At 45.2% G+C, this 26,405-nt stretch carries 26 protein-coding genes and 1 pseudogene (1 of these 27 cut by a window edge); 9 read left to right on the forward strand and 18 right to left on the reverse strand.

Features of this window, described 5'->3' with window-relative positions:
- Nucleotides 1-568, reverse strand: the 5' portion of a protein-coding gene (gene aroE / locus ACH19P_RS01680) for a shikimate dehydrogenase (RefSeq protein WP_462156796.1). It extends 257 nt beyond the left edge of the window; 568 of the gene's 825 nt are visible here — the first part of the coding sequence; the start codon lies at nucleotides 566-568; its stop codon lies off the left edge, out of view.
- Nucleotides 569-594: 26 nt separating this feature from the next.
- Between aroE and ACH19P_RS01685 the strand changes: the two genes are divergently transcribed.
- Nucleotides 595-1,053: a group II truncated hemoglobin gene (locus ACH19P_RS01685; RefSeq protein ID WP_462156797.1), complete on the forward strand. Its 459-nt coding sequence runs from the start codon at nucleotides 595-597 to the stop codon at nucleotides 1,051-1,053.
- 34 nt (nucleotides 1,054-1,087) lie between these two features.
- Here ACH19P_RS01685 and hemF read toward each other — a convergent pair whose 3' ends face one another.
- From hemF to ACH19P_RS01715, 6 genes are all read right to left on the reverse strand, one after another.
- Nucleotides 1,088-1,999, reverse strand: a complete 912-nt coding sequence (gene hemF, locus ACH19P_RS01690) for an oxygen-dependent coproporphyrinogen oxidase (RefSeq protein ID WP_462156798.1) — start codon at nucleotides 1,997-1,999, stop codon at nucleotides 1,088-1,090.
- A gap of 2 nt (nucleotides 2,000-2,001) precedes the next feature.
- Nucleotides 2,002-2,565, reverse strand: coding sequence for an L-threonylcarbamoyladenylate synthase type 1 TsaC (gene tsaC / locus ACH19P_RS01695; protein WP_462156799.1), 564 nt, complete (start codon nucleotides 2,563-2,565; stop codon nucleotides 2,002-2,004).
- On the reverse strand, nucleotides 2,562-3,149 hold the full coding sequence (locus tag ACH19P_RS01700; RefSeq protein WP_462156800.1) for a DNA topoisomerase family protein: 588 nt from the start codon (nucleotides 3,147-3,149) through the stop codon (nucleotides 2,562-2,564). Before ACH19P_RS01700 ends, tsaC begins: the two co-directional genes overlap by 4 nt.
- 83 nt (nucleotides 3,150-3,232) lie before the next feature.
- The gene (locus ACH19P_RS01705; protein ID WP_462156802.1) at nucleotides 3,233-3,706 is read right to left on the reverse strand and encodes a DUF494 family protein; all 474 of its coding nucleotides are present in this window, start codon (nucleotides 3,704-3,706) and stop codon (nucleotides 3,233-3,235) included.
- Between the two features lies 1 nt (nucleotide 3,707).
- Nucleotides 3,708-4,832 carry a DNA-processing protein DprA gene (dprA, locus tag ACH19P_RS01710; RefSeq protein ID WP_462156803.1) on the reverse strand — a complete coding sequence of 375 codons (1,125 nt, stop codon included), beginning with the start codon at nucleotides 4,830-4,832 and terminating at the stop codon, nucleotides 3,708-3,710.
- Between the two features lie 48 nt (nucleotides 4,833-4,880).
- The gene (locus tag ACH19P_RS01715) at nucleotides 4,881-6,005 is read right to left on the reverse strand and encodes a LysM peptidoglycan-binding domain-containing protein (RefSeq protein WP_462156804.1); all 1,125 of its coding nucleotides are present in this window, start codon (nucleotides 6,003-6,005) and stop codon (nucleotides 4,881-4,883) included.
- Between the two features lie 130 nt (nucleotides 6,006-6,135).
- Between ACH19P_RS01715 and def the strand changes: the two genes are divergently transcribed.
- The 4 genes and pseudogenes from def to trkA all read left to right on the forward strand — a co-directional run bounded on the left by def (nucleotide 6,136) and on the right by trkA (nucleotide 10,275).
- Nucleotides 6,136-6,645 carry a peptide deformylase gene (gene def, locus ACH19P_RS01720; RefSeq protein ID WP_462156805.1) on the forward strand — a complete coding sequence of 170 codons (510 nt, stop codon included), beginning with the start codon at nucleotides 6,136-6,138 and terminating at the stop codon, nucleotides 6,643-6,645.
- An 11-nt stretch (nucleotides 6,646-6,656) separates the two neighbouring features.
- A pseudogene (gene fmt, locus ACH19P_RS01725) lies at nucleotides 6,657-7,615 on the forward strand (methionyl-tRNA formyltransferase).
- Complete coding sequence (gene rsmB / locus ACH19P_RS01730; RefSeq protein ID WP_462156806.1) at nucleotides 7,608-8,891, forward strand: 16S rRNA (cytosine(967)-C(5))-methyltransferase RsmB; 1,284 nt, start codon at nucleotides 7,608-7,610, stop codon at nucleotides 8,889-8,891. Before fmt ends, rsmB begins: the two are co-directional and overlap by 8 nt.
- 7 nt (nucleotides 8,892-8,898) lie before the next feature.
- On the forward strand, nucleotides 8,899-10,275 hold the full coding sequence (gene trkA, locus ACH19P_RS01735; RefSeq protein WP_462156807.1) for a Trk system potassium transporter TrkA: 1,377 nt from the start codon (nucleotides 8,899-8,901) through the stop codon (nucleotides 10,273-10,275).
- An 83-nt stretch (nucleotides 10,276-10,358) separates the two neighbouring features.
- Here trkA and ACH19P_RS01740 read toward each other — a convergent pair whose 3' ends face one another.
- The 8 genes from ACH19P_RS01740 to ACH19P_RS01775 form a co-directional block, all read right to left on the reverse strand.
- The gene (locus tag ACH19P_RS01740) at nucleotides 10,359-10,580 is read right to left on the reverse strand and encodes an EF-hand domain-containing protein (protein WP_462156808.1); all 222 of its coding nucleotides are present in this window, start codon (nucleotides 10,578-10,580) and stop codon (nucleotides 10,359-10,361) included.
- Between the two features lie 28 nt (nucleotides 10,581-10,608).
- Nucleotides 10,609-10,827, reverse strand: coding sequence for an EF-hand domain-containing protein (locus ACH19P_RS01745; RefSeq protein ID WP_462156809.1), 219 nt, complete (start codon nucleotides 10,825-10,827; stop codon nucleotides 10,609-10,611).
- A 10-nt stretch (nucleotides 10,828-10,837) separates the two neighbouring features.
- The gene (locus tag ACH19P_RS01750) at nucleotides 10,838-11,056 is read right to left on the reverse strand and encodes an EF-hand domain-containing protein (RefSeq protein ID WP_462156810.1); all 219 of its coding nucleotides are present in this window, start codon (nucleotides 11,054-11,056) and stop codon (nucleotides 10,838-10,840) included.
- 35 nt (nucleotides 11,057-11,091) lie between these two features.
- Nucleotides 11,092-11,304, reverse strand: a complete 213-nt coding sequence (locus tag ACH19P_RS01755) for a calmodulin (RefSeq protein WP_462156811.1) — start codon at nucleotides 11,302-11,304, stop codon at nucleotides 11,092-11,094.
- Between the two features lie 688 nt (nucleotides 11,305-11,992).
- The gene (locus ACH19P_RS01760; RefSeq protein WP_462156812.1) at nucleotides 11,993-13,444 is read right to left on the reverse strand and encodes a TrkH family potassium uptake protein; all 1,452 of its coding nucleotides are present in this window, start codon (nucleotides 13,442-13,444) and stop codon (nucleotides 11,993-11,995) included.
- A gap of 39 nt (nucleotides 13,445-13,483) precedes the next feature.
- Nucleotides 13,484-14,098, reverse strand: a complete 615-nt coding sequence (locus tag ACH19P_RS01765; protein ID WP_462156813.1) for a YigZ family protein — start codon at nucleotides 14,096-14,098, stop codon at nucleotides 13,484-13,486.
- 52 nt (nucleotides 14,099-14,150) lie between these two features.
- Nucleotides 14,151-15,473, reverse strand: coding sequence for a Xaa-Pro dipeptidase (gene pepQ, locus ACH19P_RS01770; protein ID WP_462156814.1), 1,323 nt, complete (start codon nucleotides 15,471-15,473; stop codon nucleotides 14,151-14,153).
- A gap of 60 nt (nucleotides 15,474-15,533) precedes the next feature.
- Entirely contained in the window at nucleotides 15,534-17,426 is a 1,893-nt protein-coding gene (locus tag ACH19P_RS01775; protein WP_462156815.1) for a transglycosylase SLT domain-containing protein, read from the reverse strand.
- A 296-nt stretch (nucleotides 17,427-17,722) separates the two neighbouring features.
- Here ACH19P_RS01775 and fadB point away from each other — a divergent pair, with 296 nt between their 5' ends.
- From fadB to tusA, 3 genes are all read left to right on the forward strand, one after another.
- A complete protein-coding gene (gene fadB / locus ACH19P_RS01780) occupies nucleotides 17,723-19,885 on the forward strand; it encodes a fatty acid oxidation complex subunit alpha FadB (RefSeq protein ID WP_462156816.1) in 2,163 nt (720 codons plus the stop codon).
- Between the two features lie 2 nt (nucleotides 19,886-19,887).
- Entirely contained in the window at nucleotides 19,888-21,051 is a 1,164-nt protein-coding gene (gene fadA, locus ACH19P_RS01785; protein ID WP_462156817.1) for an acetyl-CoA C-acyltransferase FadA, read from the forward strand.
- A 107-nt stretch (nucleotides 21,052-21,158) separates the two neighbouring features.
- Nucleotides 21,159-21,398 carry a sulfurtransferase TusA gene (gene tusA, locus ACH19P_RS01790; protein WP_462156818.1) on the forward strand — a complete coding sequence of 80 codons (240 nt, stop codon included), beginning with the start codon at nucleotides 21,159-21,161 and terminating at the stop codon, nucleotides 21,396-21,398.
- 27 nt (nucleotides 21,399-21,425) lie between these two features.
- Here tusA and ACH19P_RS01795 read toward each other — a convergent pair whose 3' ends face one another.
- From ACH19P_RS01795 to glyQ, 3 genes are all read right to left on the reverse strand, one after another.
- A complete protein-coding gene (locus ACH19P_RS01795; RefSeq protein WP_462156819.1) occupies nucleotides 21,426-21,872 on the reverse strand; it encodes an early set domain-containing protein in 447 nt (148 codons plus the stop codon).
- 115 nt (nucleotides 21,873-21,987) lie between these two features.
- Nucleotides 21,988-24,057, reverse strand: a complete 2,070-nt coding sequence (gene glyS, locus ACH19P_RS01800) for a glycine--tRNA ligase subunit beta (RefSeq protein ID WP_462156820.1) — start codon at nucleotides 24,055-24,057, stop codon at nucleotides 21,988-21,990.
- An 8-nt stretch (nucleotides 24,058-24,065) separates the two neighbouring features.
- Nucleotides 24,066-24,965: a glycine--tRNA ligase subunit alpha gene (glyQ, locus tag ACH19P_RS01805; RefSeq protein ID WP_347391417.1), complete on the reverse strand. Its 900-nt coding sequence runs from the start codon at nucleotides 24,963-24,965 to the stop codon at nucleotides 24,066-24,068.
- A gap of 287 nt (nucleotides 24,966-25,252) precedes the next feature.
- On the opposite strand from glyQ, the gene ACH19P_RS01810 reads away from it, so the two are divergent.
- Nucleotides 25,253-26,398, forward strand: coding sequence for a S8 family serine peptidase (locus ACH19P_RS01810; protein WP_462156821.1), 1,146 nt, complete (start codon nucleotides 25,253-25,255; stop codon nucleotides 26,396-26,398).
- The last annotated feature ends 7 nt before the right edge of the window (nucleotides 26,399-26,405 follow it).

Below are 26,405 nucleotides of genomic sequence, written 5' to 3' on the forward strand. Positions count from 1 at the left end.
ATGTTGAATTTATGACAATATCCCATGTTTGTTCCTTTTTGGCTTCCAAACCCGCATAAGTCACATTTTGATACTGGCGAATATTGGCGACTAATTGCTGTGCTTTTTCAGCAGTTCTATTTACAACATGCAGATGTGCAATACCTGCTTCTAGTAAAGGAAGCGCTGCGCCTTTTGCCGCGCCACCAGCGCCAATGAGCAAGACTCGTTTTCCGGCAATGCTGCCATATATCCGCTGCAAATCAGTAACCAAACCAATGCCATCGGTGTTATCGCCCAATAATGTTCCATCTTCGAGCATAACTAAGGTGTTCACCGCGCCTGCTAAGCAAGCTCTTTCACTTAGTGTGTTCGCCATTGCAAAGGCTTGCTCTTTAAATGGCAGTGTGACATTTGCACCACAGCCGCCTTGCTCAAAAAATGACTTAACACTGTCAACAAAGCCATCTAGCGGTGCTAAAATGCGCTCATATTCAATTTGCTCACCAAGTTGCATTGCAAACGCTTGGTGAATCAATGGTGATTTTGAGTGCGCAATGGGGTTGCCAAACACCGCGTATCTATCCATTGTTCTTTCCTTTACTTAGGCACGTCATGAAGCAGTTACTAAAACGCATCTTTAATAAAGATGCAAAAATTTCTCAGCCCGCTGAGGGTGAACACCCGACAACGGATCGCACTCCTTACGAAATAATGGGCGGCGAAAAAGGTGCTCGCGCACTTGCAAATAGATTCTATGACATTATGGCCAGTGATGAATACGCTAAACCCTTATATGATATGCACCCACAACCATTAGATAGAATCAGGCAAGTATTCTTTGAGTTTCTATCCGGCTGGTTAGGTGGACCTGACTTGTTCGTAGAAAAGTATGGCCACCCAATGCTTCGAAAACGCCATATGCCTTTTGCAGTCACACCTGCTTTGCGAGACCAGTGGATGTATTGCATGAATAAAGCATTGGATATCGAAGTAGACAATCCCGTATTACGCGAGGGTTTAAGGCAATCACTGACCCAGTTAGCAACACACATGATTAATTCGGATGATTAAAAAACGCGGCTAGTTGCCGCGTTTTTTAATCAATTTAAGATAGCCACTGTTGAGGCTTTAGATAGTGCGTATAAAGCTCAGCTTCTGGCGAATTAGGCTCTGGGTTGAAGTCATACTCCCAACGCGCTAATGGTGGCATCGACATCAATATAGACTCAGTCCGCCCACCTGTTTGCAAACCGAATAAGGTTCCTCTATCCCATACTAAATTGAATTCAACGTAGCGACCACGTCGATAAAGCTGGAATTGGCGTTGTTCGTCACCATAAGGTGTATCTTTGCGTTTCGTGATGATAGGTAAATATGCATCAAGGTAACCATTGCCTACCGCTTGCATAAACGCAAAACTGCGCTCAAAACCCCATTCGTTAAGATCGTCAAAGAATAAGCCTCCTACCCCACGCGTTTCACCCCGGTGTTTTAGGTAGAAATATTCATCGCACCACTTTTTATATTTTGGATACACATCATCACCAAAAGGCTCGCAAAGATCATGTGCAACCTGATGCCAATGTTCCACATCTTCACGCTGAGGGTAGAACGGCGTCAAATCGAAACCGCCACCAAACCACCAAATAGGCTCTTCTCCCTCTTTTTCAGCGATGAAGAAACGTACATTAGCGTGACTTGTAGGGATATGAGGGTTTTTAGGGTGGATTACTAAAGACACGCCGCAAGCATGAAAACTACGCCCTGCGAGCTCTGGACGATGCGCAGTAGCAGACGCCGGCATGGATGTACCAAAGACATGAGAATAGTTCACACCGCCTTGTTCAATCACATTGCCATCACGTATCACTCGCGTACGACCACCGCCGCCTTCTTCACGCTGCCACGCATCTTCAACAAATTTGGCACCACCATCTGCTTTTTCTAACTCAGCGCAAATTTTATCTTGTAGCGCCATTAAGTATGCTTTGACTTGAGTCAGTAACTCAGAATGCATGGTTATCCTCTTAGAATTTGGCCTGTCATTGCATCTTTGATAATGCTTGGTTGCTGCGCACCACCCAGTGGCTCGTCGACATAAAATCCAATTTGCTCACCAAACACTTCTTGCCCTTGGGCAATACTTGTTACTGGGTCTTGACCACTCAAGTTCGCACTCGTTGAGACAATAGGGCCACCAAATTCTTGGCATAGACGTTTCACCGTTGGATGGGCAGTCACACGTACAGCGATTGAATCGAACGCACCTGTTAACCATTTTGGTGTAGTAGCAGCTGCGGGCATCACCCATGTTACGCCACCAGGCCATTGAGAGAAGATATCTGCACGCTTATCCATCGGGATTTTGTGATCGGCAACATACGGTAGTAACTGACCATAGTTATCTGCGATAAGAATCAGGCCTTTTTCAATAGGGCGTTGCTTAATGGCTAACAGCGCTTCAACTGCTGCTTGATTCATTGGATCACATCCCAAGCCATACACAGCTTCGGTTGGATAAAGAATTACGTCGCCTTGCTGTAAACTGCTTAGCGCGGTTTTTTCTTGCACTGAGTCGCTCACTCTGAGGTCTCCAAATTATCGGGCTGCTTGTGCCCACAGGTCTTTTGCGGACATTGTAACATAGGTCCTTCGGCAAAGTTGCGCTTCATCATCACCGGCCATTGGCACTGCTCGCAAGTTACTGCAACAGGCGGATAATTAATACTGTATTTGCATTTAGGGTAAGCGTCGCACGAATAGAATGCTTTACCATACTTACTACTGCGCTGCGTTAAGGTGCCTTTGTTGCACTTCGGACATGTCGGCAAGGTGACTTCATTCTCTTCTTGCTCACGTTGGTCGGCAATGTAGTGGCACTCAGGGAAGTTTGTACAACCAATGAACATACCAAAACGACCGTTTTTAACAGCTAATGGGGCTTGGCATTGAGGACAAGGGTTATCATCCAAGACTTTGATTGTGCTGGTATCATGCTGATGCAGAGGACGAATAAAGTGACATGTTGGATAGCTTGCGCAACCCAAGAACGCGCCCGACTTTGAATGACGCATGACCAGTTCACTGCCACATTCGGGGCACACCTCATACTCTTTTTCTAAAGCATGCTTATCAGCATTAAATAATGAATGGTCTATTTTCGTCATGCGCGCCCCCTGATGGGATACCTTTTAGGACAACCTATTGGCCAATGTGGGCCAATATACTGACAGCGCAGCGAAGATCAAGCTTAATGCAATGTTGGGTTTGGATCGTCAAAGATGAGATCTTCCATTTGCGCGTAGGCATGCTCTTTTCCGGGTACACTCAGTAGTACCATCAACACTACCCATTTAAGATCATCCAGCGCTATTTGAATGTGATCAAGCGCCATTGCTCTATCAATCACCATTTCTCGGGTGGTCGCATCGACTACGCCCACTTGTTCCAAGAACAGCAAGAATCCTTGGCATTGTACGTCCAATTTAATGTTTTCTTCGTCAGTGTATATGCGACAGGCCGTTGTCGGCGATGTATGCAGGTAGGGACTTTCGTCACTGTATTGAAGTTGAGCGAGCTGCTCCAACCAATCCAATGCTTTGTATATTTCGGGGCTATTAAAACCCGCTTTTAGTAGCTCATCTGTAAGAGCATTCTCTTCAACGAATATCTCACTTTCACTGTGGATATAGTTTTCGAACAAATACATTAGGATATCAAACATGTCACCCGCCCCCTATTTTCGTATACCCGCCCGAAGTACTCATAATTAAGCCCTCGAGTTCTAAGTCTATTAATAGCGTTAATAATTGCGCGATTGGAATGTTTGAGCTGATAGCAATGTCATCGATGCTGGTCGGCTCAAAACCAATATGGCGAAGTAATGGTTTGTCACCCTCTTTTTGTTCAGCTTGTTTATTAATATATAGACCCTTTTGCACTGAACAACCTAATTCATTGAGAACATCTTCACTATTTTCTACCAAAGCAGCTCCTTGCTTGATTAAAGCATGACATCCACGGGTGTAAGGGTTATTCACCGCCCCAGGCACCGCCATGACTTCTCTGTTGTAATCCATTGCCAATTCAGCAGTGATCAAGGAACCACTCTTTTGCTCCGCTTCAACAACGACAGTTGCCAAGCTCAAGCCAGCAATGATGCGATTTCTACGTGGGAAGTTTTGTGCTTTGGCTGCGGTAGATGGCATAAATTCACTGACCAACAATCCTTGCTCAACGATTCGCTCCCACACACTCTGGTTTCTTTTTGGATAACAGATATCAACGCCAGTACCCAACACCGCAATGGTTGCACCTGATTGTGATAGAGCCCCTAAATGGGCCTGAGTATCAATTCCTACTGCCAACCCTGATGTGATTACCAACCCAGAAGAGCATAACTCGGAGGCAAGCCTAAAAGCCTGTTGTTTACCCCCTACTGATGCGCCTCGACTCCCCACAATCGCCACCTGCTGTTGCTCTAACAAAGTTACGTCCCCGCGACAAAACAGCAGCAGGGGTGGGTCAGGTAATTCACACAGTAAACTGGGGTAAAATGGACTAGCCATACTGATGATATTGATACCCGAATCTCGATATCGACAAAGGCGTTGCTTCACTTTATCTAATGAAATTGAAATCAACTTTTCGATGGTATCAGTGGCTAATCCAATATCTCTGAGATGTTGAGCATCATTACAAAATAGCTCAGCAATAGAAAAGCGCTTTAGAAGCTTGTTTGCGGACTTGAGGCCGAGACCTCTCACTTCAGACAGCGCAAGTAAGCACATGTCTGCATAATGTAAATCGGCCTCAGAAGAGGCCGATGGAACTGGATACCTCTGCGTCATGCTCCCTCCTTGAGCACAACCCAAAATCTTTAGGTGATAAGCGTTGCTTTACTCAACGCTTACTACATCGCCAACACGAATGGGCTGCATTGTCTTCGTAATAATTGCATAACTCACTCGATCTTCGACTTTCAGAATCATAAGTTCGCCGACTTTTTCCTTTGGCATGTGCCAAGTACGATTCTCAGCGTCATCTTCCATACCTAGTGTTTCTTCCATGTTTGACATAAATTTTTCGTATGTGCTTGAATCTTCCTTGTATTGTGGTCCATTACGGCCATCAACAACTGTTGGTGACTCACGGCGTATATCGAACATATGACCAGCTTTAAGTTCATCAACTAATCCGCGGTTTACAACCACTATGTCCATTTTACTGAACTCACGCATCTCATTAGAAGAAGCGATGATTTCGCCTTCTACTTCTGACTCAGGGCGTTTCATGGTGAAGCTTGCAGGTAGACTTTGTCCTTGGCTCACAGGCATAAGGAAGTCACCAGCATTGATTTCACGCTTAACACCGTCAACAAAGACGGATGAAGGCACACCAGAGTCAATGTCTCCGCTTCTAAATGCTTTGGCAGTCGCAACCAGCTTCACTTCATATCCCAATACTTCTTTCGTTTCAGGGTCGATGTACGGTCTGTTTTTGTGATATATCGCGTAACTACGATTGCGCTCTAAGTTTCCTTTAACGTATAAAATATGGTCCTGAGTAGAACGTTTGACGTTCTCATCCGCACCTAACACATAGGGTTGCGCATTAATTTCGTCTTCACTTAACGCTTGCTCGTACGTTAAAAACGGACGCAAAAGCTCGAGTGAGATAGTTGGAACGGCATCACGTTTGAGCGTTTTACGACCATGAGGAGATAATTTTTGATAGTTATCAGGACGTTTACCTACAAGACGCGGTCTGCCCTGTGCATCGTACACAAGGTAAAGCGTATCACCCGGGTAGATAAGGTGTGGGTTGTCGACTTGCGGGTTCATTTGCCAAAGCTCTGGCCACAGCCAAGGCTTATCCAAATAGATAGCAGAGATATCCCAAAGTGTATCTCCCTTTTTCACCACATACTGTTCCGGAGCGTCTTCTTTGACGGCTAAGACATCTGCTAATGATGGAAAAGCAACCGCAAGAGCAAATACGGCAGCTGATAGCTGTTTAATCATTGTAATGAGCTTCCTAAAGCTTGTTTTATTATAATTATTACCCAATAACCTGTTAAAGGTGCACACGAATGGCTAAAATAAAAACATAACACAATACCTGATATTTAGCACAATTTTTAATAAGGCAATTATGGCACTTTTAGAAGTACTTAGGTTCCCAGACGAACGTTTACGCACAATAGCAGAGCCTGTTGAACAAGTTGATGACAGCGTGAAAGAAATCACGAAAAACATGTTAGAAACCATGTACGACGAAAATGGCATTGGCTTAGCTGCGACCCAAGTTGATATTCATCAACGCATCGTGGTTATTGACGTATCAGAAGATCGCAATAAACCAATCATCCTAATAAACCCTGAAATAACACATAAAGATGGCTCCACGGTTAGCGAGGAAGGCTGTCTATCTGTTCCCCACTCATACGCCAAGGTGGATCGAGCGGAGACAGTGACGGTAAAAGCGCTAAACGAAAACGGCGAAGAATTCTCTTTGGATGCAGATGGCCTACTTGCTATTTGTATTCAGCACGAATTAGATCACCTTAAAGGCACGCTGTTCATCGATTACTTGTCGCCTTTAAAACGCCAGCGCATTCGTAAGAAGCTTGAGAAAGAAGCTCGACTAGCAGCCAAAGCTTAAAAGGAATGACCGTGACACACCCCCTTCGCATCGTATTTGCCGGTACTCCGGATTTTGCTGCACGCCACTTACAGGCCTTAATTGACTCAGAACATGAAATTGTTGGTGTATATAGCCAACCAGATCGCCCTGCTGGGCGTGGAAAAAACTCAAAGCCAGTGAGGTAAAAGAGCTCGCTCTTGAGCACGGCTTACCGGTTTTCCAACCAGAAAGCTTGAAAAGTGAAGACGCGCAACAAGAGCTGGCGTCTCTAAACGCAGACATCATGGTAGTGGTTGCGTATGGCTTGCTGCTACCTAAAAGCGTTTTAGACACACCCAAGCTAGGTTGTATCAATGTTCACGGTTCAATACTGCCTCGATGGCGTGGCGCAGCGCCGATTCAACGTGCAATTTGGGCGGGGGATGAAGAAACGGGTGTGACTATTATGCAAATGGATGAAGGGCTCGACACTGGCGATATGCTGTCAATTAGTCGCTGCCCTATTGCGAGCGATGAGACATCTGCCTCATTGTACGCGAAGCTCGCTGAGCTTGGGCCTCAAGCGCTTATCGAAACACTGGCAAGCATCACAAGCATTCAAGCGCAAAAGCAAGACGACGAATTAGCTAACTATGCGAAGAAGCTGTCCAAACAAGAAGCTTTGTTAGATTGGCAACTTGATGCAGTGCAACTTGAGCGCAATGTTCGTGCATTCAATCCTTGGCCAGTAAGCTACACGGAAATGGCTGGCAACACCGTCAAAGTGTGGCAAGCAAAAATTGTTGCTGAAAGTGGTGTGCCAGGCACAATATTGCGAGCAGATAAAAACGGCATCGTCATTGCTTGCGCGCGTGATGCGCTTTGTATCACCCAACTGCAGCCCCAAGGCAAAAAGCCGATGTCGTGCCAAGATTTTCTCAATGGCCGTGCGTCCTGGGTCGAAGTTGGTTCATCTTTAGTGCCTGTCGAAGGCACCAACGATGAGTAATGTGCGCGCCCAAGCGGCGCACACCTTGTTTCAAGTAGTCGATAAAGGCATTTCGCTTTCAGTGGCACTGCCGCGCTATAGCCGTGACTTAAGCCCCCAAGATAAAGCGTTAATGCAGCAAATGTGCTTCGGCGTATTGCGTTATTTACCGAGCTTGGAGTTTTACTGTCAGCAGTTACTAGAACAACCTCTTAAAGGTAAAAGTCGCGTCTATCAATTCCTGTTGTACGTTGGTTTATACCAGCTACAACACATGCGCGTACCTGAGCACGCCGCAGTAGCAGAAACTGTTAACGCATTGAAATCGATGCGTGCGCCAGGCTTAAAAGGCTTAGTCAACGCTGTTTTACGTAACTTCCAACGCCAGCAAGATGAGCTCGAAAAGCAAGCGAATGAAATTGACGCATGCAAATATAACCACCCAGGTTGGTTTATTAAAAAGCTCCAACGCGATTATCCCGAGCAATGGCAGACTATTATTGAGAACAATCAGCAGCAAGCGCCCATGTGGTTGCGTGCCAATAATCGACTCAATGACCGTGAAACCTACGCTGAAAAACTCAGTAAAAAAGATATTGAGTTTGTTCTCGAAGCGCAATTTTTAGATGCAATCCGTTTAACCAAAGCAATGGACGTATTTGCCCTACCAGATTTTGAAAATGGTGCATGCTCAGTACAAGATGCAGCAGCACAGCAAGCGGCTAGGCTTTTGGCTCCAAAGGACGGTGAGCGAATTTTGGATGCCTGCGCAGCGCCGGGTGGAAAAACGTGTCATATCCTAGAATTAGCGGATGCCAACGTTGTCGCTTTAGATGCCGATGCACAACGTTTAGAGCGCGTGCGTGACAACTTGAACCGTATTAACTTAGATGCGGAACTCATCTGTGCACAGGCACAGGACACACAAACGTGGCACAACGGCGAACTATTTGATCGTGTACTTCTTGATGTTCCGTGCTCTGCTACTGGTGTTATACGTCGTCACCCTGATATAAAGTGGTTACGTCGTGCATCAGATATTGACGAATTAGCCAAGCTACAAGCACAAATACTTGAAGCTATTTGGCCATTGGTAAAGTCAGGAGGTGTATTGTTGTACGCAACATGCTCAGTGCTTAGTGAAGAAAATCAGGATCAAATTAGGTCTTTTCTTGCAAACCACACTGACGCAGTACACGTACCTTTGCACGATGCTGACACAACAGAGCAACCAGGCTGGCAAATGCTTCCAGGGTTAACCGACGGCTTTTACTACGCAAAAATAATAAAACAGTGATATTGCCATGAAAATTATCATCTTAGGTGCAGGCCAAGTGGGCGGCACGCTGGCAGAAAACTTAGTTGGCGAGCAAAATGAGATCACCGTGGTCGATATCGACGGTGATCGCTTAAGGGAACTGCAAGACAAGTATGACTTGCAAGGGGTTAACGGCCACAGTGCCCACCCCGACGTATTGCGCAAGGCTGGCGCCGAAGATGCTGATATGATCATCGCAGTAACCAGCTCCGACGAAGTCAACATGGTCGCGTGCCAAGTTGCTTACAGTATTTTCAATACACCAACCAAAATCGCCCGAATTCGCTCAGAGCAGTACTTAAGATACCGCCAACAGTTATTCCACAATGACGACTTACCAGTGGATCACTACATCGCTCCTGAGGCTTTGGTTACTAAATATATTCGCCGCCTCATTGATTATCCGGGTGCACTACAAGTTTTACAGTTCGCTGATGGCAAATTGTCGCTCGTGGCAGTAAAGGCCTACTACGGTGGGATGCTGGTGGGTTATGCATTGTCTGCGCTCAAAGAGCACATTCCTAATGTTGAGACTCGAGTGGCTGCGATTTACCGCCAAGGTAAAGCGATCAAACCTCTTGGCACAACAGTGATAGAAGCGGATGATGAAGTGTTTTTCATCGCAGCAACAAAGCATATTCGCGCGGTGATGAGCGAACTGCAAAAACTCGAGCGCTCTTACAAGAAGATCATGATTGCCGGTGGGGGTAACATTGGAGCAGGTTTGGCCCGTTCTTTGGAGAAAAACCACAGCGTAAAACTCCTGGAACGCAACCCGAGTCGCGCAGAGCAGCTTTCCGAGATGCTTGATGACACCGTGGTGTTCTGTGGTGATGCTTCTGACCAAGAGCTGCTGTCTGAAGAGCATATTGAGCAAGTGGACGTGTTCATTGCCGTAACGAATGATGATGAAGCAAACATCATGTCGGCCATGTTAGCTAAACGCATGGGCGCACAAAAAACAATGGTACTAATCCAGCGTGGGGCCTATGTAGACTTAGTGCAAGGTGGTGAGATAGACATCGCTATTTCGCCGCAACAAGCAACTATTTCGGCGCTTTTGACCCACGTTCGCCGCGGAGATATTGTTAACGTTTACTCGCTTCGTAAAGGTGCAGCTGAAGCCATTGAAGCCGTTGCACATGGTGATGAAAACACCTCAAAAGTTGTCGGACGAGCAATTTCGGACATCAAACTACCGCCAGGCGCAACAATTGGTGCGATAGTCCGCAATGACGACGTATTAATTGCTCATGATGATACGGTTATTCAAAGTGGCGACCATGTGATCATGTTCCTTATCGACAAGAAACATATTCATGTTGTCGAGAAATTGTTCCAAGTTAGCGCGATGTTCCTGTAAAAAAACTCATCGGAAACAGCATAAAAAAAGCAGTCTTAGTAATTAACTAAGAACTGCTTTCGTTGCTCTGATGGGTCTGGTTCTTATTCAGCGTGAGCAAACTCTTCTTTTGATAGCTCACCATTGCCGTCAACATCAAGCTCATCAAATTTAGTTAGCACTGACGCTTGTGCTGTTGCTTCTTCTTTACTGATGCTACCGTTGCCATCAACGTCTAAAGTTTCAAAAGTCGTTGCCTCTGTTGCAAAAGCTGCTGAAGAAGAAGCAAGGATTGCCATCGCTAATAAAGTGTTCGTTGTTTTCATAATGTTCTCCAAAAATAGGTTTTTAAGATTATTGAGCGCCAGCGAACTCTTCTTCGCTTAGTTCGCCATCTTTGTTAGTGTCTAGGTCTTTAAATTGCTGCATCAATTCTGGGTATTTTGCAGCTTCTTCCATGCTGATAGCACCGTCACTGTCTACGTCCACTGTATTGAATTCTAAATCCATAGCGAATGCTGAAGACGCGCTTACTAGACCCACTAATGCAATTGCTTTTGCCGTTTTGCTCATTACCATCTCCTTATTCAGCCGCCGCGAATTCGTCGCGAGAAAGTTCACCGTCAGTGTTTACATCAAGCTCTTTAAACTGGCTCATAAGCTCTGGAAGCTTTGACGCCTCTTCCATGCTGATGCTGTTATTGCTGTCTAAATCGACACTCTCAAAAGTAGCGTCTAAGGCGAATGCCGCTGTAGCACTTGTTAATGCGACAAATGTAATTACGTGATTGACCTTTTTCATAACAGTCTCCTCGTTAACAATGGATGGACTAATAGTTACTCAGCTTTCTCGAATTCAGCTTGTGAAAGCTCACCGTTACCGTCAGTGTCTAATTGTTCGAACTGCTCTGCGATTGTCATGTCAGCTGCCGCTTCTTCAATCGAGATTGCACCGTTGCCATCTGCGTCTAGTGCGCTGAAATCAGCAGCAAATGCTGCGCTTGATGCTGCAAGAGTGATAAGAGCTAAAGTTGAAGTGATACGTTTCATAGTTTTTACCTTCCTAATAATGAGTGTGAACTCGTGACGAATCATTTCGCCTCACATATTTAAGTCACAGTCACTATTACAAAAGCAGTGCCAAATTTTTAAAAACCATAAAAAACAATGTGTTATATTGAAATTCGGTCAAATTTTGAATTTTCACCTGGAATTTTTGTTGCTGTTTGGCAACACAACCCATGAAAAGATTAAAAAGTCACTAAAAAACAAGTGATTATGTGAGTGCGGATTGCTGTTTCTGACTAACCAAAAGTGAGTAACTAGGTCAGTAACTGACAAGTAACTGAACACCCGCCGATATTGAGCAACAATGAGAAATAAAAAAAATTATTAAACCATTTAAAATCAATGCATTATTAAAAACATTAGAATTTAATGGGGCATTATCTCGGCGAAAAGGCCGGTTATTTGTTGATCTGTTGCTTTTTGGCAACAAACGGCACAAGGAGCCTATGAAATCCTTTCATGGTGTATTGAAGTGTATTTATTTTGCAAACACGGGCCTAGGTTTAACGAGCAGTTCGACACTCTAAGAGTGAGCTCTGTAGTACGCGAAGTGGATGTTAGTGATAACAAGTCTTCCTGACGTTTGAGCCCGGCTCGGGCATCCACGCCCTCGCGTTCGACACTCTAACAGTGAGGTTAAGTCACTCTTAGTCGCATAAGCGACCGTGCCTTACCCACGCCAGAATGTTGGGGTGAAGAGCACGAGTAATGTGAAGATCTCGAGTCGGCCAAACACCATGGCCAATGTGAGAATCCATTTAGCGGTATCGCTAATATCGCCGTAATGAGCAGCGACTTCTCCTAAGCCTGGACCTAGGTTATTTAAGCATGCTGCGGTCGCAGAAAACGCAGTGATATTATCAAGACCGGTGCCCATGAGGCTGATCATAATAATCACGAATACAAGAGCATACGCAGAGAAGAACCCCCAAACTGCCTCAACGACTTTATCTGGCAATGCTTTTCTGCCCAACTTAATTGAGTAAATTGCGCGCGGGTGTACTAAACGGTTGAGCTCACGAATCCCCTGAAGATAGAGTAAAAACACCCTCACTACCTTCATGCCGCCCCCTGTTGACCCCGCACAACCACCAATAAAGCTTGAGAAGATAAGCAATATAGGCAGGAATAATGGCCACGCTGAGAAGTTATCAGTCGCGAAGCCAGCGGTCGTACTAATGGACACAGCTTGAAACATAGCTTGGTCTAGGGTTTCGTCGCCATTCGCGTAGATGTTGTTGGACGACAGCACAGCGAAACACACAATAACCAGTGCCGCCTGAATGAGTAAGAACGCTTTAAATTCTGGATCTCGCAAATATATTTTCGGGCTACGTGAGGCCACCGCAGCGTAATGCAGCGAAAAGTTAACTGCCGCTATAAGAAGAAAGACCACGCAAATGATGTTGATCACCGGACTGTCGAAATAACCCATCGACGCATCGTAAGTGGAGAAGCCACCAATAGCGATGGTAGAGAAGGCATGACAAATAGCATCAAACCAACTCATTCCTGCAATCCAATACGCAAAAGTACACGCTAAGGTTAACGACACATAGATATACCAAAGATGCTTTGCTGTATCGGCTATTCGGGGCGTCATTTTTGAATCTTTAACTGGGCCTGGAGTTTCCGCACGATAGAGCTGCATACCACCAACACCAAGCATGGGCAGGACGGCAACAGCAAGTACAATGATACCCATACCACCAAGCCACTGTAGCTGTTGGCGGTAAAACAATACTGACTTCGGTAAGTATTCGATCCCTGTCAGCACGGTCGCGCCAGTGGTAGTTAAGCCTGAAAAGGCTTCAAAAACAGCATCTGCCAACGATAACTTCGGCGCATCCAAGAAAATAAGAGGTAAGGATGCAAACGCACCCAGTACCAACCAGAACAATACGACGATTAAGAAGCCTTCACGGGCTTTTAAGTCCCCGTGCTCACGGCGGTTAGGATAGTATGCAAATAAACCAGCGATAACACTAAATATAAACGCAAGAATAAAGGGTAAACCACCACCGTCTTTGTAGATTAATGAGACGAGTGCCGGTGGAACCATAGTGATACTAAATAAGGCAACAAGTTGACCGAGTATCTTTATTATCGTGCGGTATTGCATTTAGCGCATCATCATAGTTTTTATATGCATGTTATTGTCTTACTGTTTTATTTTTAACTCAACAGTACCATGGCTTAAATCAAAAATATCTTTTATTGCTTGTTGCGCTTGGCGCTCATCAATCTCGATGCACCAAGCAATATTACCGCCATATTCTTTATCAATTTTTAAAACTTGGTAGTTGGAGTTAAGGCATTGTTCTATTTGCCCTTGTAGAGCATAGTCACTGTCACCCATTAACTCCACACTCGGTACTTTGATACATGTTTGCAGCTGCGCCAGCGCATTATTGAGCGAGCCACCATAGGCACGAACTAGGCCGCCTGTGCCTAACTTTATACCGCCAAAATAGCGCGTTGTCACAGCACATATTTCGCCAAGCCCACTGCCCTGCAGCACATTTAACATCGGCTTACCCGCAGTGCCATTTGGTTCACCATCATCAGAAAAGCCATAAACATGACTGCCTCCGGGCGCCCCAGCTACATAGGCCCAACAATTATGTCGAGCGTCTGGGTATTGCTGATTGATGTGGGCAATAAACGCTTTTGCACTGTCGACATCAGGGGTGTGTGCAATATGCACAATAAAAGTACTTTTTTTTATTTCTTCTTCATGGCTCAGGGATTGAGCAGGATAAGCGTATTCAGACATAATGCATTGATTGGTAAAGACGGAGCATAAAAGCTCCGCCAAAAACAGTAGGTTAGCCTAGCGATAACTCGCGGGTCATATTTTCTAGACTGTCGGCATGAACAATAATATTGTCTTCAATACGGATACCACCGTAAGGTTTCAATTCGGCAATTTTATCCCAATTGAGGTATTGCTTATTGTCTGTTGCAGCCAAATCACCAAGCAGTGAATCAATAAAGTAAAGTCCAGGCTCTATTGTGAACACTTGATTTGCTTCAATTTTACGAGTGCAACGTAAGAACGGGTGCCCTTCAGGTGGCGCTTGATGCGTACCAGACTCATCTGCCATAAAGCCGCCCACATCATGCACCTGCAATCCAATGTGGTGACCAAGACCATGCGGGAAGAAAGTTGACGTAATGCCCTTTTCAATAATTTGATCCGCAGGCAACTTAACAATATTAAAATCACTCAATACTTGGGCAACACGTTGATGACATTCTAGATGCAGTTCACCGTAAAGTTTACCTGGCGCCAATAAATTGCACAGCGCAATTTGGTGATCATTCATAACGTTAACCAATTCGGCGAATTCGCCTTGGCGAGCAAAGTCATAAGTGCGCGTAATGTCTGCTGCATAGCCATTAAAGTTTGCACCCGCGTCAATTAAGAACGAGCGATGTTGCTCAGGCGCACGCTGGTCAAAGTGGGTGTAATGCAAAATCGCACAATTTTCATTGAGCGCAACGATATTGCCATAGGGTGTGTCGTTTTCACTATGTTGCGTTGCCAATAAGTAAGCATGCTGAATTTCGAATTCTGACTTACCCGCATAAAATGCATCACGCGCGGCCTTATGCCCAGCCACTGCCAATTTGTTGGCTTCACGCATGCACGCTAGTTCGTATTGGGTTTTATATGCTCGATGGTAATGCAGGTAGTTCATGACTGGCTCTGGATTCATCAATTCAAAACCCAGCGCTTGTGCTACTTCTAAATATTCGCCGATATAAGCGTAACGCGCCTTGTCATAAGGTAATAATTTCTCAACCTGCTCGGGCTTAACCAACAACTCAATATCAAAGTAGTCAGCCCAATATTCACTTGGCTCGTCAGGCACTTTGTGCCAAAAATCAACAGGACGATAAAAAATCAGTTTGGGCTTATCCGTGCCATTGGCGACAATCCAGCAGTGCGGATTATCAATCACTGGCAACCATGCTTTGAACTGTGGGTTCACTTTAAATGGATAATACATATCATCCAAAAACTGACGCTTTGCTTGGCCAGAATGAATAACCAATCCGTCTAAATTCTCACGTTCAATAATGTCACGAGTGCGCTTTTGCAGGGTCGCAATGTGTTCAGCGTATAAAACCGCTAATGTATTCATGTATCACCCACTTTGGTATTTATTATTCTGACCAGTCTAACATAGCCCTTACTCGGGGGGCTAACCGCCAATGCTCATATCCAAAATCGTGGCAAGGATATTCTCCTCTTTGCCTTGTTTCGCCAAGTAAACTTGACGATATGCGAAGACATTCTTCACGTAATTTCGGGTTTCTTTGTAAGGAATTAATTCAATCCACAGCTCGGCGGGCATAGCCTCATCGGGTATCCATTTTTTTACTTTATGGTAGCCAGCGTTATAAGAAGCGGTCGCCAATATTTGATTGCCACGATTTTTTTCTTCCAAATAATTTAAATACTTAGTTCCTAAATTAATATTGGTGCTCGGATCATAGAGTCGATTCGAGGAAATAGAGTTGCGATTAATGTATTTGGCGGTACTCGGAAGCAGTTGCATCAACCCCCGAGCATTGGCGCTTGACCTCGCATCAGAAGCAAATGAGCTTTCTCTTCGCGCTATGGCAATACTCCAATCAAGATCAACCTTATTGCGGCGGCTATAACGCACAAATAGATCCAAATAGGCTTCAGGGAAACGTAAATCAACATAATCCCACGCTTCCATACGTGCCAAAGTAAAAATTGCGTTGTCATGCCAGCCCTGCTCGTTCGCCAACACAGATGCAGCAAGCTTCTCTGCATTGCTGGATGTATCGACGAGATAATTCCACTCTCTGCGTGCACTTGTGGTACGTTCGAGCTCGTAAAAAGCTCGGGCTCGTTTAAACCCTGGCGCTTGTTCTACCTTTTCTTTAAGCCCAGGAGGCAACGTTAATTTTTGATTGTTTAAGCTAATAGGTAAGTCCAATCTAGCAGCAGCCAAGAAACCATAATAGTCACGTTCTTGAGCTAACTTTAACCAAATATCATTGGCCAGCTGCATGTTGCCCTGACGGTAATAGCTATAAGCTAACCAGTACTGATGGCCTGTGCTCAAAGTGCTTTTATCTTTTGGGGTGAAGAATGCAATAATACCCGGCCAGTCTTGCTCTCGAAGCATATTTGCGAGATGCCATTGGACTAACTTTGCATCTTGCTTGTCGTGAGACACTTTATTCAGCCAAAATCGCGCTTCATCATGGCGTTTAACGGCGAGCGTGTAAGCAAATGCATAATGAACTTCGCTTTGCTGTTCACTAGAGAAGTCGAACATGCGTACCAACTTCACCCAGGCACGAATCGCTAAATCAGGGTCTTTCCAAACTAAACGCTTCACGCCATATAGAGCTATTTCAGCCTCTTGGGGGGATTTATTTTTGAAGCGATATAAGCCTGCCGCTGCACTAGGATCTCTTTTTACTTCAGAGTACAAGTCTGCTAAGTAGCGTTGCTTTGCTGGCAGTTGTGTTTTTAAGTAGCCAACTAGGCGGTGTTGACCCCCTTGCGCTGCCAAGCCTAGTCTTTTCCAAACAAGCTCGGGGGTTTGCTTACCCGCTTTGCGCCAGTGAGAAAATAGATTATCACACTCTTTGGGCTGTGATTTACCGGCTACCCAAATATCATCCACCTGCTTCAATATGGCATTTTTAGGTGCCCCAAGTTGCCATTGATAATCCAAGTATCGGCAGGTCAGTTCTGTATTCTCTGTCTCTACATAGTTGGCTACATATTCCGCTTTACGACCTGTCGCAGCTAAATAATTTAACCACGCTTTACGTACAGGCCACTCCAAGGGGGTATGTTGATAAACTTGAAGAAATTGCTCAATTTCCTTTTGGTATTTGATATGCGGGTGATATTTATAAAAAGCCAATTCGACATATGGCTTTAAAGGATGGTCTAACTGCCCATTAAGTTTAGAAAATTCTCTGTAATTCCCAGAACGGGCCACTTTTTCTGCAGCCAAAAAGGCATCATTGTCACTGCTAGCAAACACTGCATTAGGCAAATGCAAGAAGGAGACGGCCAGCAAGCTATGAAGAATTCGTTTCATGATATCCCTAACTGTATTTCGTGAAACATCAACAGTGAAAAAGCCAACAAGGACTAAAAAGGCGCACTGTCATAAATAAGTCTGTGACTCCTTACTAACTGTACTATATATGAGTATGTTTTGAGCTTTAATAACCGCGTATAAACGTGTTTTTATCGCATCCTTTTTCCAAATTGAGTTTAACCGTATGTAAATTTTAACTTTAAATTTTCATTGCAATTTGCATTTAAAGGCGCGACACTGATCTGACAACCAACTCATCGTACCAGTTTCATGTGAAACAAAGGGAGATACCCATGATATTTCAGAGCGATTCCTTTGTAGTCTCTTTTATAAAGGACCAAATTGCTGAGTTTAAGTTCACTGTACCAGGTTCAGTAAACAAGCTATCTCAGCAGACGTTAACTGATTGCCACCAGGCAATTAAAGAATTAGCCCAACGTGAAGACATCAAAGGTATGGTGTTCACAAGTGATAAAGATCACTTCATCGTTGGCGCTGATATTTTCGAATTTTTACCTACTTTCCAGCGTCCAGAAGAAGAATTAATCGGGTGGATCAAAAATGCTACTGACGTTTTTGACGCACTGGAAGACTTACCTTTCCCTACTGTGAGTGCCGTAAATGGTATGGCTCTCGGCGGTGGCTGTGAATGGATTTTAGCAACAGATTTTCGTGTTGCCAGTGAGACAGCAAAAATCGGCTTACCAGAAACTAAACTGGGTATCATGCCAGGCTTTGGTGGCACAGTACGCCTACCTCGCTTAATCGGCGCTGACAACGCAATGACGTGGATCACGACAGGCCAAGAAAACCGCGCTAATGATGCATTAAAAGTCGGTGCTGTTGATGCGGTTGTTGCAGGTGACAAACTACTCGATGCCTGTATCGGTATGCTAGAGCAAGTTATCGCTGGCAAAATCGATTGGCAAAAACGTCGAGCGCAAAAGCAAGCTCCACTAAAAATGAATAAAGTAGAGCAAGGTATGAGCTTTGCTATGGCCGAAGGTTTGGTCATGGGCAAAACCAAGGGTCATTACCCTGCTCCAGTGATGGCCGTTAAAACCATCAAAGCAGCTGCAAACATGAGCCGTGACGAGGCAATGGCACTTGAAAATGCGAACTTCGCTAAGCTAGCTAAAACCAAAGAAGCTGCAGCCTTAACGGGTATTTTCTTAAGCGACCAATACATCAAAGGCAAAGCTAAGAAGCTTGCGAAACACAGTGATACCGAAATCAAACAAGCCGCAGTGCTAGGTGCGGGTATCATGGGTGGCGGTATAGCTTACCAATCAGCCTATAAAGGCACGCCTATTATCATGAAAGACATCAACCAAGGCGCACTAGACCTTGGCATGGGTGAAGCGGCTAAGTTGCTGGGTAAAAAAGTCCAACGCGGCCACATGAGCATGGATAAAATGGTAGGCGTTCTGGGCAAGATTAAACCGACACTTAACGATGCAGATATAGCCGCAGCAAATATTATCGTTGAAGCAGTCGTCGAGAATCCAAACATTAAAAAAGCGGTATTAAGCGACCTTGAAAAATCAATGCCAGCGGGCACTGTGCTTACTTCAAATACCTCAACTATTCGTATTGATGAGCTAGCAACCGCTCTAGAGAAGCCAGAAAACTTCTGTGGTATGCACTTCTTTAACCCTGTTCCGCGTATGCCTTTAGTGGAAATCATCCGCGGTGAAAAGACTTCGGAAGCAACCGTGAATGCAGTTGTTGACTACGCATTAAAGCTTGGCAAGTCACCAATTGTTGTGAACGATTGTCCTGGGTTCTTCGTAAACCGCGTGCTATTCCCTTATTTCGCGGGCTTCAGCAAAATGGTTAGCGAAGGTGTGAGCTTCAGCAAAATCGATAAAGTCATGGAAAACATCTTCGGCTGGCCTATGGGCCCAGCTTACCTACTCGATGTTGTGGGTATTGATACTGCTTTCCATTGCACAGGTGTGATGGCTGATGGCTTCCCTGAACGTATGGCGCGCCAAGAGAAAGACCCTGTTACCATCATGGCGAACGCTGAGCGTTACGGTCAGAAAAACGGTAAAGGTTTTTACAGCTATGCGCCAGATCGCCGTGGCCGCTTGAAGAAGAACCAAGATGCACAGGCACTTGAGTTACTGGCACCATTGTTCGACGGTGAAAAAGAGCTGGATAAACAAGAGATCATTGACCGCTGTATGGTGCCAATGATCAATGAAGTACTTCTTTGCCTACAAGAGAACATTGTTGCATCACCACAAGAAGCTGACATGGCACTTGTATACGGTATCGGCTTCCCTCCATTTAGAGGTGGTGTATTCCGTTATCTAGACCAAATCGGTTTAGCTAACTTTGTTGCTGCAGCTGATAAATACGCGCATCTAGGCGCGATTTACCAAGTGTCTGATGAGACACGCAAGTGGGCTGAACAAGGCCGAGTGTTCTATCAAGTGGAGGGACAATAATCATGAAAAACGCTGTTATTGTAGATTGCATTCGTACACCGATGGGCCGCTCTAAAAACGGCGTGTTCCGTCATAAACGTGCTGAAGATTTAAGTGCACACTTGATGAAAGGCCTACTTGATCGTAACCCTGCTGTAGACCCAGCATCGATTGATGATATTTATTGGGGCTGCGTACAGCAAACACTAGAACAAGGTTTTAACGTAGGTCGTAACGCGGCCTTACTTGCAGGTATTCCACACACAGTGCCTGCAGTGACGGTAAACCGCCTGTGTGGCTCGTCGATGCAAGCGCTTCATGACGCCGCTCGTGCAATCATGACTGGTGCAGGTGATACTTACATCATCGGTGGTGTAGAACACATGGGCCACGTGCCGATGACGCACGGTAATGATTTCCACCCAGGTCTTGCTACTTCGGTAGCGCAAGCAGCTGGCGTAATGGGCTTAACTGCTGAATACCTTGCAACACTGCATGGTATTAGCCGTCAACAACAAGATGAGTTTGGTGCCCGTTCACATCAACGCGCTCACGCGGCAACCGTTGAAGGTCGCTTTAAGAAAGAAATCTTACCGATGGAAGGCCACGACGAAAGCGGTGCACTCACATTGGTCGAAGATGATGAAGTGATTCGCCCAGAAACAACTGTAGAAGGTTTGTCACAGCTTCGCCCTGTGTTCAACCCTGCTTCTGGTAGTGTGACTGCCGGTACCTCTTCAGCACTATCAGACGGCGCATCAGCTATGTTAGTGATGAGCGAGGACAAGGCCAACGAACTTGGATTACCAATTCGCGCTCGCGTTAAATCGATGGCTGTAGCGGGTTGCGATCCTTCAATTATGGGATACGGTCCTGTACCAGCGAGTAAGAAAGCACTACAAATGGCCGGTATCACCATTGATGACATCGACGTAGCTGAACTGAACGAAGCGTTCGCAGCGCAGTCGCTACCAGTACTCAAAGATCTTGGCTTGCTTGATAAAGTAGACGAGAAAGTGAACTTAAACGGTGGTGCAATCGCACTCGGTCACCCACTAGGTTGCTCAGGTTCACGCATCAGCACCACCCTAATCAATCTCATGGAAGAAAAGGACGCGAAATACGGCCTAGCGACTATGTGTATTGGTTTAGGACAAGGTATCGCGACGGTTTTCGAGCGCCCTTAAAAACCATTTTTGGTGACAAAAAGGCGGGACGCACACTGTGCTCCCGCCTTTTTTCTTACTCTGAATTTGGGTAAAATAGCCGTTTTACTAAGCAAGCAACTTTCATTATGACTTTCGATAATGCCGATCACGTTTTAGATGCTATGGGTCTGCGCTGCCCTGAGCCCGTTATGATGGTTCGTGGTACAGTGCGTAAGATGAACGATGGTGAAACCTTGCTTATCACCGCAGATGACCCATCTACGACTCGAGATATCCCAAGCTTTTGTCGCTTTATGGACCACACCTTAGTGGCGCAGCAAACAGAGCAACTACCGTATCAATACTTGATCAAAAAAGGGCTTTAACAGCCCTTTTAAGTTAAATTCATATTGTTATTCAAACACTTGGTTTATCGTTACCAATGGCTTGCTGAAGCGTGAAAAGTTAATTGACACCTTGTACCAACCTTCTTCCGCTGGAGTAAAGCTAAAATAGTTATACACGCTGTTGCAGTCTGCTTGTACAGGTAAGCCCACTTCCAACTGCTTGTCTAGCCCTTCATCTAGATAACCACAGTTGTAGTTTTCACTCCAATCAGCATCTGCAATTTTAAATTCGTACGCTTTACCTGGCGTTGATAACTTGATTTTAGTTTCATAGATAGCCGGCGCAACTTTCTGCATTTGGTATTCAGGTTGAGCATCCCACAACGAAAAATCACCGCGCAAGAACAAAGGTTTTTGCACATCCTCTGCAGGCACAATGTCGTTGATACTTACAGAGCTTGAACATGCGCCCAACATCAGGGTCGCTAATACGAGAGAAATTCTTGTCTTCATTATTATTGTTTCCAAAATTGACGCACTTTTCACCAGTCTAAGAAATTAGTGCAATCGCTTCAATGGAAAAAGCCAGCTTTATGCTGGCTTTTGCGTTAAACGTGAGAAATATTCACTATTTCTGTAGCACTGAGATATCAGCTACTTGTAGGAATAACCCTTGTAACTGAGACAATAGTGCTAGACGGTTGCGTTTAATCGCTTCATCGTCAGCCATAACCATCACGTTATCGAAAAAGTCATCAACAGTTTGACGAATATTCGCAAGTTCACTTAGCGCTTGCTGGTAATCACCTTGCTCATACATAGGAGCAAGTTTGGCTTGATAAGATGCCACTTCCTGCGCCAACGCTTTTTCAGGTATTTCCACCAATATGCTTTGATCGATTTCACCCGCTTCACGCACATCATTCTTACTAAGGATGTTGCCTACACGTTTGTTCGCGGCTGCTAATGCTTCTGCAGGCTCAAGTGTGCGGAAGTGACTTACTGCTTTAACACGTAAATCAAAGTCCAAAGGCTTTGAAGGACGACGCGCGAGTACCGCTTGAATAACGTCCACTTCAATCCCCTGCTCTTGATACCAAGTACGGAAACGACCTAGTAAGAACTCGAAGACGTCTTGAGCAACTTTTTCATTGCTTAGCTTATCGCCGAATAAGGTTTGCGCTTTAGCAACCACATCGAGCACATCAAGAGGCAATTGCTTTTCAACCATAATACGAAGTGCACCGATAGCAGCACGACGAAGTGCAAACGGGTCTTTGTCACCTTTTGGCGCCTGACCAATACCAAAAATCCCTACAAGTGTGTCGAACTTATCGGCAAGTGCAACAGCACAACTGATCAAAGAGTGAGGTAAAGCATCGCCAGAGAAACGTGGCATATATTGCTCGTTCATCGCAACAGCAACCGCTTCATCTTCACCGTCGTAACGAGCATAGTGCATACCCATCACACCTTGTACGTCTGTGAATTCCATGACCATTTCGGTCATTAGATCAGTTTTGCTGAGAAGACCTGCACGCTCAGCTAACGCTTTGTCGGCACCGAGTTGCTCAGCAATGTAGCCAGACAATGCACTGATGCGCTCAGACTTATCTTTCAGGGTACCAAGCTGCTTCTGGAACAATACTGTGCCCAGTGATTCTAAACGACTCTCTAGCGTCTTTTTCTTATCGGTTTCGAAGAAGAACTGTGCATCCGCTAAACGAGGACGTACCACTTTTTCGTTACCTGCGATAACTACGCTTGGATCTTTACTTTCAATGTTGGAAACGAATAGGAATTTATTAATCAAATTACCGTCTTGGTCTAACAGAGGGAAGTACTTTTGGTCATCCTTCATAGTGTAGATCAAAGCTTCATCAGGCACGGCTAAGAAGCTTTCTTCAAAAGATGCAGTCAGCGTTACTGGCCATTCCACTAATGATGTTACTTCTTCAAGTAAATCTTCATCCATCGCTACTACGGCACCTAATTGCGCTGCTGCAGCTTCGATTTGATTGCGGATCATAGCTTTACGCGTTTCATAATCAGCGATTACATACGCCTTTTTCAGTTGCTCCAATGCTTCATTTGCATTGTTAACCGTTACCTTTTCAGGGTGGTGGAAACGGTGGCCTTGCAGTTGATTACTCACCTGCTTACCAAGAATTTCACCTGCCACCAACGTATCACCGTAAAATACCGTCGCTGTATGCACAGGTCGAATAAATTGCGTTTTGTTTGCACCCCAGCGCATCGGTTTAGGGATAGGAAGCTTTGCAAGAGCAGCTGTAACAGCGCCAATGATCAGTGACTCTACATTTTGACCTGGTACATTCGCAGAATGCATTAACCACTCGCCTTTGTCAGTAACATGGCGACCCGCTTCACTTACGTCAATACCACAACCACGGGCCCAGCCCATTGCTGCTTTAGTTGGATTGCCATCAGCATCGAACGCGGCTGCGATAGCTGGACCACGCTTTTCGACCACTTTATCGGCTTGCTTTTCGTCAAGCTGTAATACCATCAAGCCTAAACGTCGTGGTGATGCATACCACTGCACGCCTTCGTGAGATAAGTCCAGTTCTTCAAGTTGGTCTCTCAGCCCTTGCGCAAATGCTTCTGCTAACGCACGCAGTGACTTTGGTGGTAATTCTTCCGTACCAATTTCTACTAATAGATTTTGCTTTAACATCTTAATTCTTAATCCTTACACAGCGGGAAACCAAGCGCTTCACGCGCCGCGTAGTAACTTTCAGCACATGCTTTTGACAATGCGCGTACACGTAAAATGTAACGCTGACGCTCTGTTACAGAGATAGCATGGCGAGCATCCAGTAAGTTGAATGCATGTGATGCCTTCATTACTTGCTCATAAGCAGGCAGTGGTAAATTTGCCTCAATCAACTTTTGGCTTTCTTTTTCACACTGATCGAACTGTTTGAATAACGCATCAACATCTGCATATTCAAAGTTATATTTAGATTGCTCTACTTCATTTTGGTGGAAGACATCGCCATAAGTCACTTTACCCATTGGGCCATCAGTCCACACTAGATCATAAATACTATCTACGCCTTGGATATACATGGCTAAACGCTCAAGACCATAGGTGATCTCGCCAGTCACCGGTGAACACTCTAAACCACCGACCTGTTGGAAGTAGGTAAACTGTGTTACTTCCATGCCGTTTAACCATACTTCCCAACCTAAGCCCCACGCCCCTAACGTTGGTGATTCCCAGTTGTCTTCTACGAAGCGAACTTCGTGCTTGAGGGTATCGATACCCATAGCAGCTAAAGAACCTAAATAGAGCTCTTGAATATTGTCTGGAGAAGGTTTCAACACGACTTGAAATTGATAGTAATGTTGCAAACGGTTTGGGTTCTCGCCATAACGACCATCAGTTGGGCGTCGGCATGGTTGAACGTAAGCGCTCGACATTGGCTCAGGGCCAACTGCTTTTAAAAATGTCAGTGGGTGGAAAGTCCCGGCGCCCACCTCAAGGTCAAGTGGTTGGGCAATGACACAGCCTTGCTGCGCCCAATAGTCTTGAAGTGCAAGGATCAATCCCTGGAATGTTTGTAAGTCGTATTTTTGCATAATGACGTTAAATTCTGCTGCTAGAGTGCGGTTTTATTGCTCACAGTATACCCGTTGCTAGAGCTGGTTTTAAGCAGTTTCTGCGTTTAGCACAGACTTCTATGCCCTTTTACTGACGAGCATGCCTAATACAGTAAATAGTAAATAGTTGGATTCTTTTTTCGCTATCTAATATTTAGTTCGTATTTTTATCTTCTAGGATTTGCTTTTTGTATCATTTGGCCTAAATTGTAAACTCAGTGTTAACAAACACTGAGTTTAAAAATAACGATTATAAAGGAAAACCAATGAACAAAACTCTCATCGCAACTGCTGTACTCGCAGCTTCAACAGGTTTCGCTCAGGCACAACCGGCTCCAGACTTTTCAGGAATGGCCGTGGAAATGGAAGTGGCTAATACTTGTATCGTGCGTTTCAATGATGACATCTCAAAATTCGACGTTGAAGGTAAAGCCCGTGGCATGCTGATGAAAGCACAGGCACAAGCAAAGCACATCTACTCTAATTCTATTAAAGGTATGGCTGTAAACATGAGCTGCGATAAAGCTCGTGCAGCGTTTGGTGATAACGCTGATATTATGCGTTTTACAGATGATGGAATTGCCTATGCCTCGCCTTCAGCTAAAAAAGGTAAACCAGGCAGTGGCGGTGGTAGCCAATCACAACAAACTCCTTGGAGCGTAACGCGTGTCGGTGGCCCAGTAGACGGTTCTGGTTACACAGCTTGGGTGCTTGATACAGGTATTGACCTAGAGCATGCTGACCTCAATGTCGATACAAGTAAGGGTTTTAGCGCGTTTACCAGTGGTCGTAATGCGGGCATGGATGACAACAATGGTCACGGCACTCACGTTGCAGGAACTATTGCTGCGCTTAACAATGGTATCGATGTAGTTGGTGTAGCAGCTGGCGCCACTGTAGTGCCAGTTAAAGTATTAGATGCTCGCGGCTCAGGTAGTTGGTCAGGTGTACTTGCGGGTATCGATCATGTTGGTGCGAATGCTTCTTCTGGCGATTGCGCAAACATGAGTTTGGGTGGAGGCTTCAACCAAGAGCTGAATGATGCTGTTGAAGCAGCCTCACAGCAATCAGGTGCATACTTCGTTGTAGCAGCAGGTAATGAGAGCCAAAACTCTAACAATGTATCTCCTGCCAGCGCAAATGGCCCACGTGTCTATACAATCTCAGCAACTGATAGCAGCGACCGATTTGCTAGCTTCAGTAACTTCGCTAATCCACCTGTTGATTATGCTGCGCCTGGTGTGAGCATCCTTTCTCTACGTGCTGGCGGTGGCACAACAACTATGTCAGGTACCTCAATGGCATCACCGGCTGCGTGTGCTGTAATAATGATGCGTAATGGCAACCCTAGCACTGATGGTAAGGCGATCAACGACCCAGACGGAAACGCTGATAGCATTATCCACCTGTAAGGTTTCT

This window comes from Pseudoalteromonas sp. GB56 (genome assembly GCF_054923835.1).

What these genes read in the sequence shown, in the direction of transcription:
- ACH19P_RS01685 (WP_462156797.1), top strand. Translation starts at nt 595, where the DNA reads ATGAAGCAGTTACTAAAACGCATCTTTAATAAAGATGCAAAAATTTCT.
- hemF (WP_462156798.1), bottom strand. Translation starts at nt 1,999, where the DNA reads ATGCATTCTGAGTTACTGACTCAAGTCAAAGCATACTTAATGGCGCTA.
- ACH19P_RS01700 (WP_462156800.1), bottom strand. Translation starts at nt 3,149, where the DNA reads ATGACGAAAATAGACCATTCATTATTTAATGCTGATAAGCATGCTTTA.
- ACH19P_RS01705 (WP_462156802.1), bottom strand. Translation starts at nt 3,706, where the DNA reads ATGTTTGATATCCTAATGTATTTGTTCGAAAACTATATCCACAGTGAA.
- dprA (WP_462156803.1), bottom strand. Translation starts at nt 4,832, where the DNA reads ATGACGCAGAGGTATCCAGTTCCATCGGCCTCTTCTGAGGCCGATTTA.
- ACH19P_RS01715 (WP_462156804.1), bottom strand. Translation starts at nt 6,005, where the DNA reads ATGATTAAACAGCTATCAGCTGCCGTATTTGCTCTTGCGGTTGCTTTT.
- def (WP_462156805.1), top strand. Translation starts at nt 6,136, where the DNA reads ATGGCACTTTTAGAAGTACTTAGGTTCCCAGACGAACGTTTACGCACA.
- rsmB (WP_462156806.1), top strand. Translation starts at nt 7,608, where the DNA reads ATGAGTAATGTGCGCGCCCAAGCGGCGCACACCTTGTTTCAAGTAGTC.
- trkA (WP_462156807.1), top strand. Translation starts at nt 8,899, where the DNA reads ATGAAAATTATCATCTTAGGTGCAGGCCAAGTGGGCGGCACGCTGGCA.
- ACH19P_RS01740 (WP_462156808.1), bottom strand. Translation starts at nt 10,580, where the DNA reads ATGAAAACAACGAACACTTTATTAGCGATGGCAATCCTTGCTTCTTCT.
- ACH19P_RS01745 (WP_462156809.1), bottom strand. Translation starts at nt 10,827, where the DNA reads ATGAGCAAAACGGCAAAAGCAATTGCATTAGTGGGTCTAGTAAGCGCG.
- ACH19P_RS01750 (WP_462156810.1), bottom strand. Translation starts at nt 11,056, where the DNA reads ATGAAAAAGGTCAATCACGTAATTACATTTGTCGCATTAACAAGTGCT.
- ACH19P_RS01755 (WP_462156811.1), bottom strand. Translation starts at nt 11,304, where the DNA reads ATGAAACGTATCACTTCAACTTTAGCTCTTATCACTCTTGCAGCATCA.
- ACH19P_RS01760 (WP_462156812.1), bottom strand. Translation starts at nt 13,444, where the DNA reads ATGCAATACCGCACGATAATAAAGATACTCGGTCAACTTGTTGCCTTA.
- ACH19P_RS01765 (WP_462156813.1), bottom strand. Translation starts at nt 14,098, where the DNA reads ATGTCTGAATACGCTTATCCTGCTCAATCCCTGAGCCATGAAGAAGAA.
- pepQ (WP_462156814.1), bottom strand. Translation starts at nt 15,473, where the DNA reads ATGAATACATTAGCGGTTTTATACGCTGAACACATTGCGACCCTGCAA.
- ACH19P_RS01775 (WP_462156815.1), bottom strand. Translation starts at nt 17,426, where the DNA reads ATGAAACGAATTCTTCATAGCTTGCTGGCCGTCTCCTTCTTGCATTTG.
- fadB (WP_462156816.1), top strand. Translation starts at nt 17,723, where the DNA reads ATGATATTTCAGAGCGATTCCTTTGTAGTCTCTTTTATAAAGGACCAA.
- fadA (WP_462156817.1), top strand. Translation starts at nt 19,888, where the DNA reads ATGAAAAACGCTGTTATTGTAGATTGCATTCGTACACCGATGGGCCGC.
- tusA (WP_462156818.1), top strand. Translation starts at nt 21,159, where the DNA reads ATGACTTTCGATAATGCCGATCACGTTTTAGATGCTATGGGTCTGCGC.
- ACH19P_RS01795 (WP_462156819.1), bottom strand. Translation starts at nt 21,872, where the DNA reads ATGAAGACAAGAATTTCTCTCGTATTAGCGACCCTGATGTTGGGCGCA.
- glyS (WP_462156820.1), bottom strand. Translation starts at nt 24,057, where the DNA reads ATGTTAAAGCAAAATCTATTAGTAGAAATTGGTACGGAAGAATTACCA.
- glyQ (WP_347391417.1), bottom strand. Translation starts at nt 24,965, where the DNA reads ATGCAAAAATACGACTTACAAACATTCCAGGGATTGATCCTTGCACTT.
- ACH19P_RS01810 (WP_462156821.1), top strand. Translation starts at nt 25,253, where the DNA reads ATGAACAAAACTCTCATCGCAACTGCTGTACTCGCAGCTTCAACAGGT.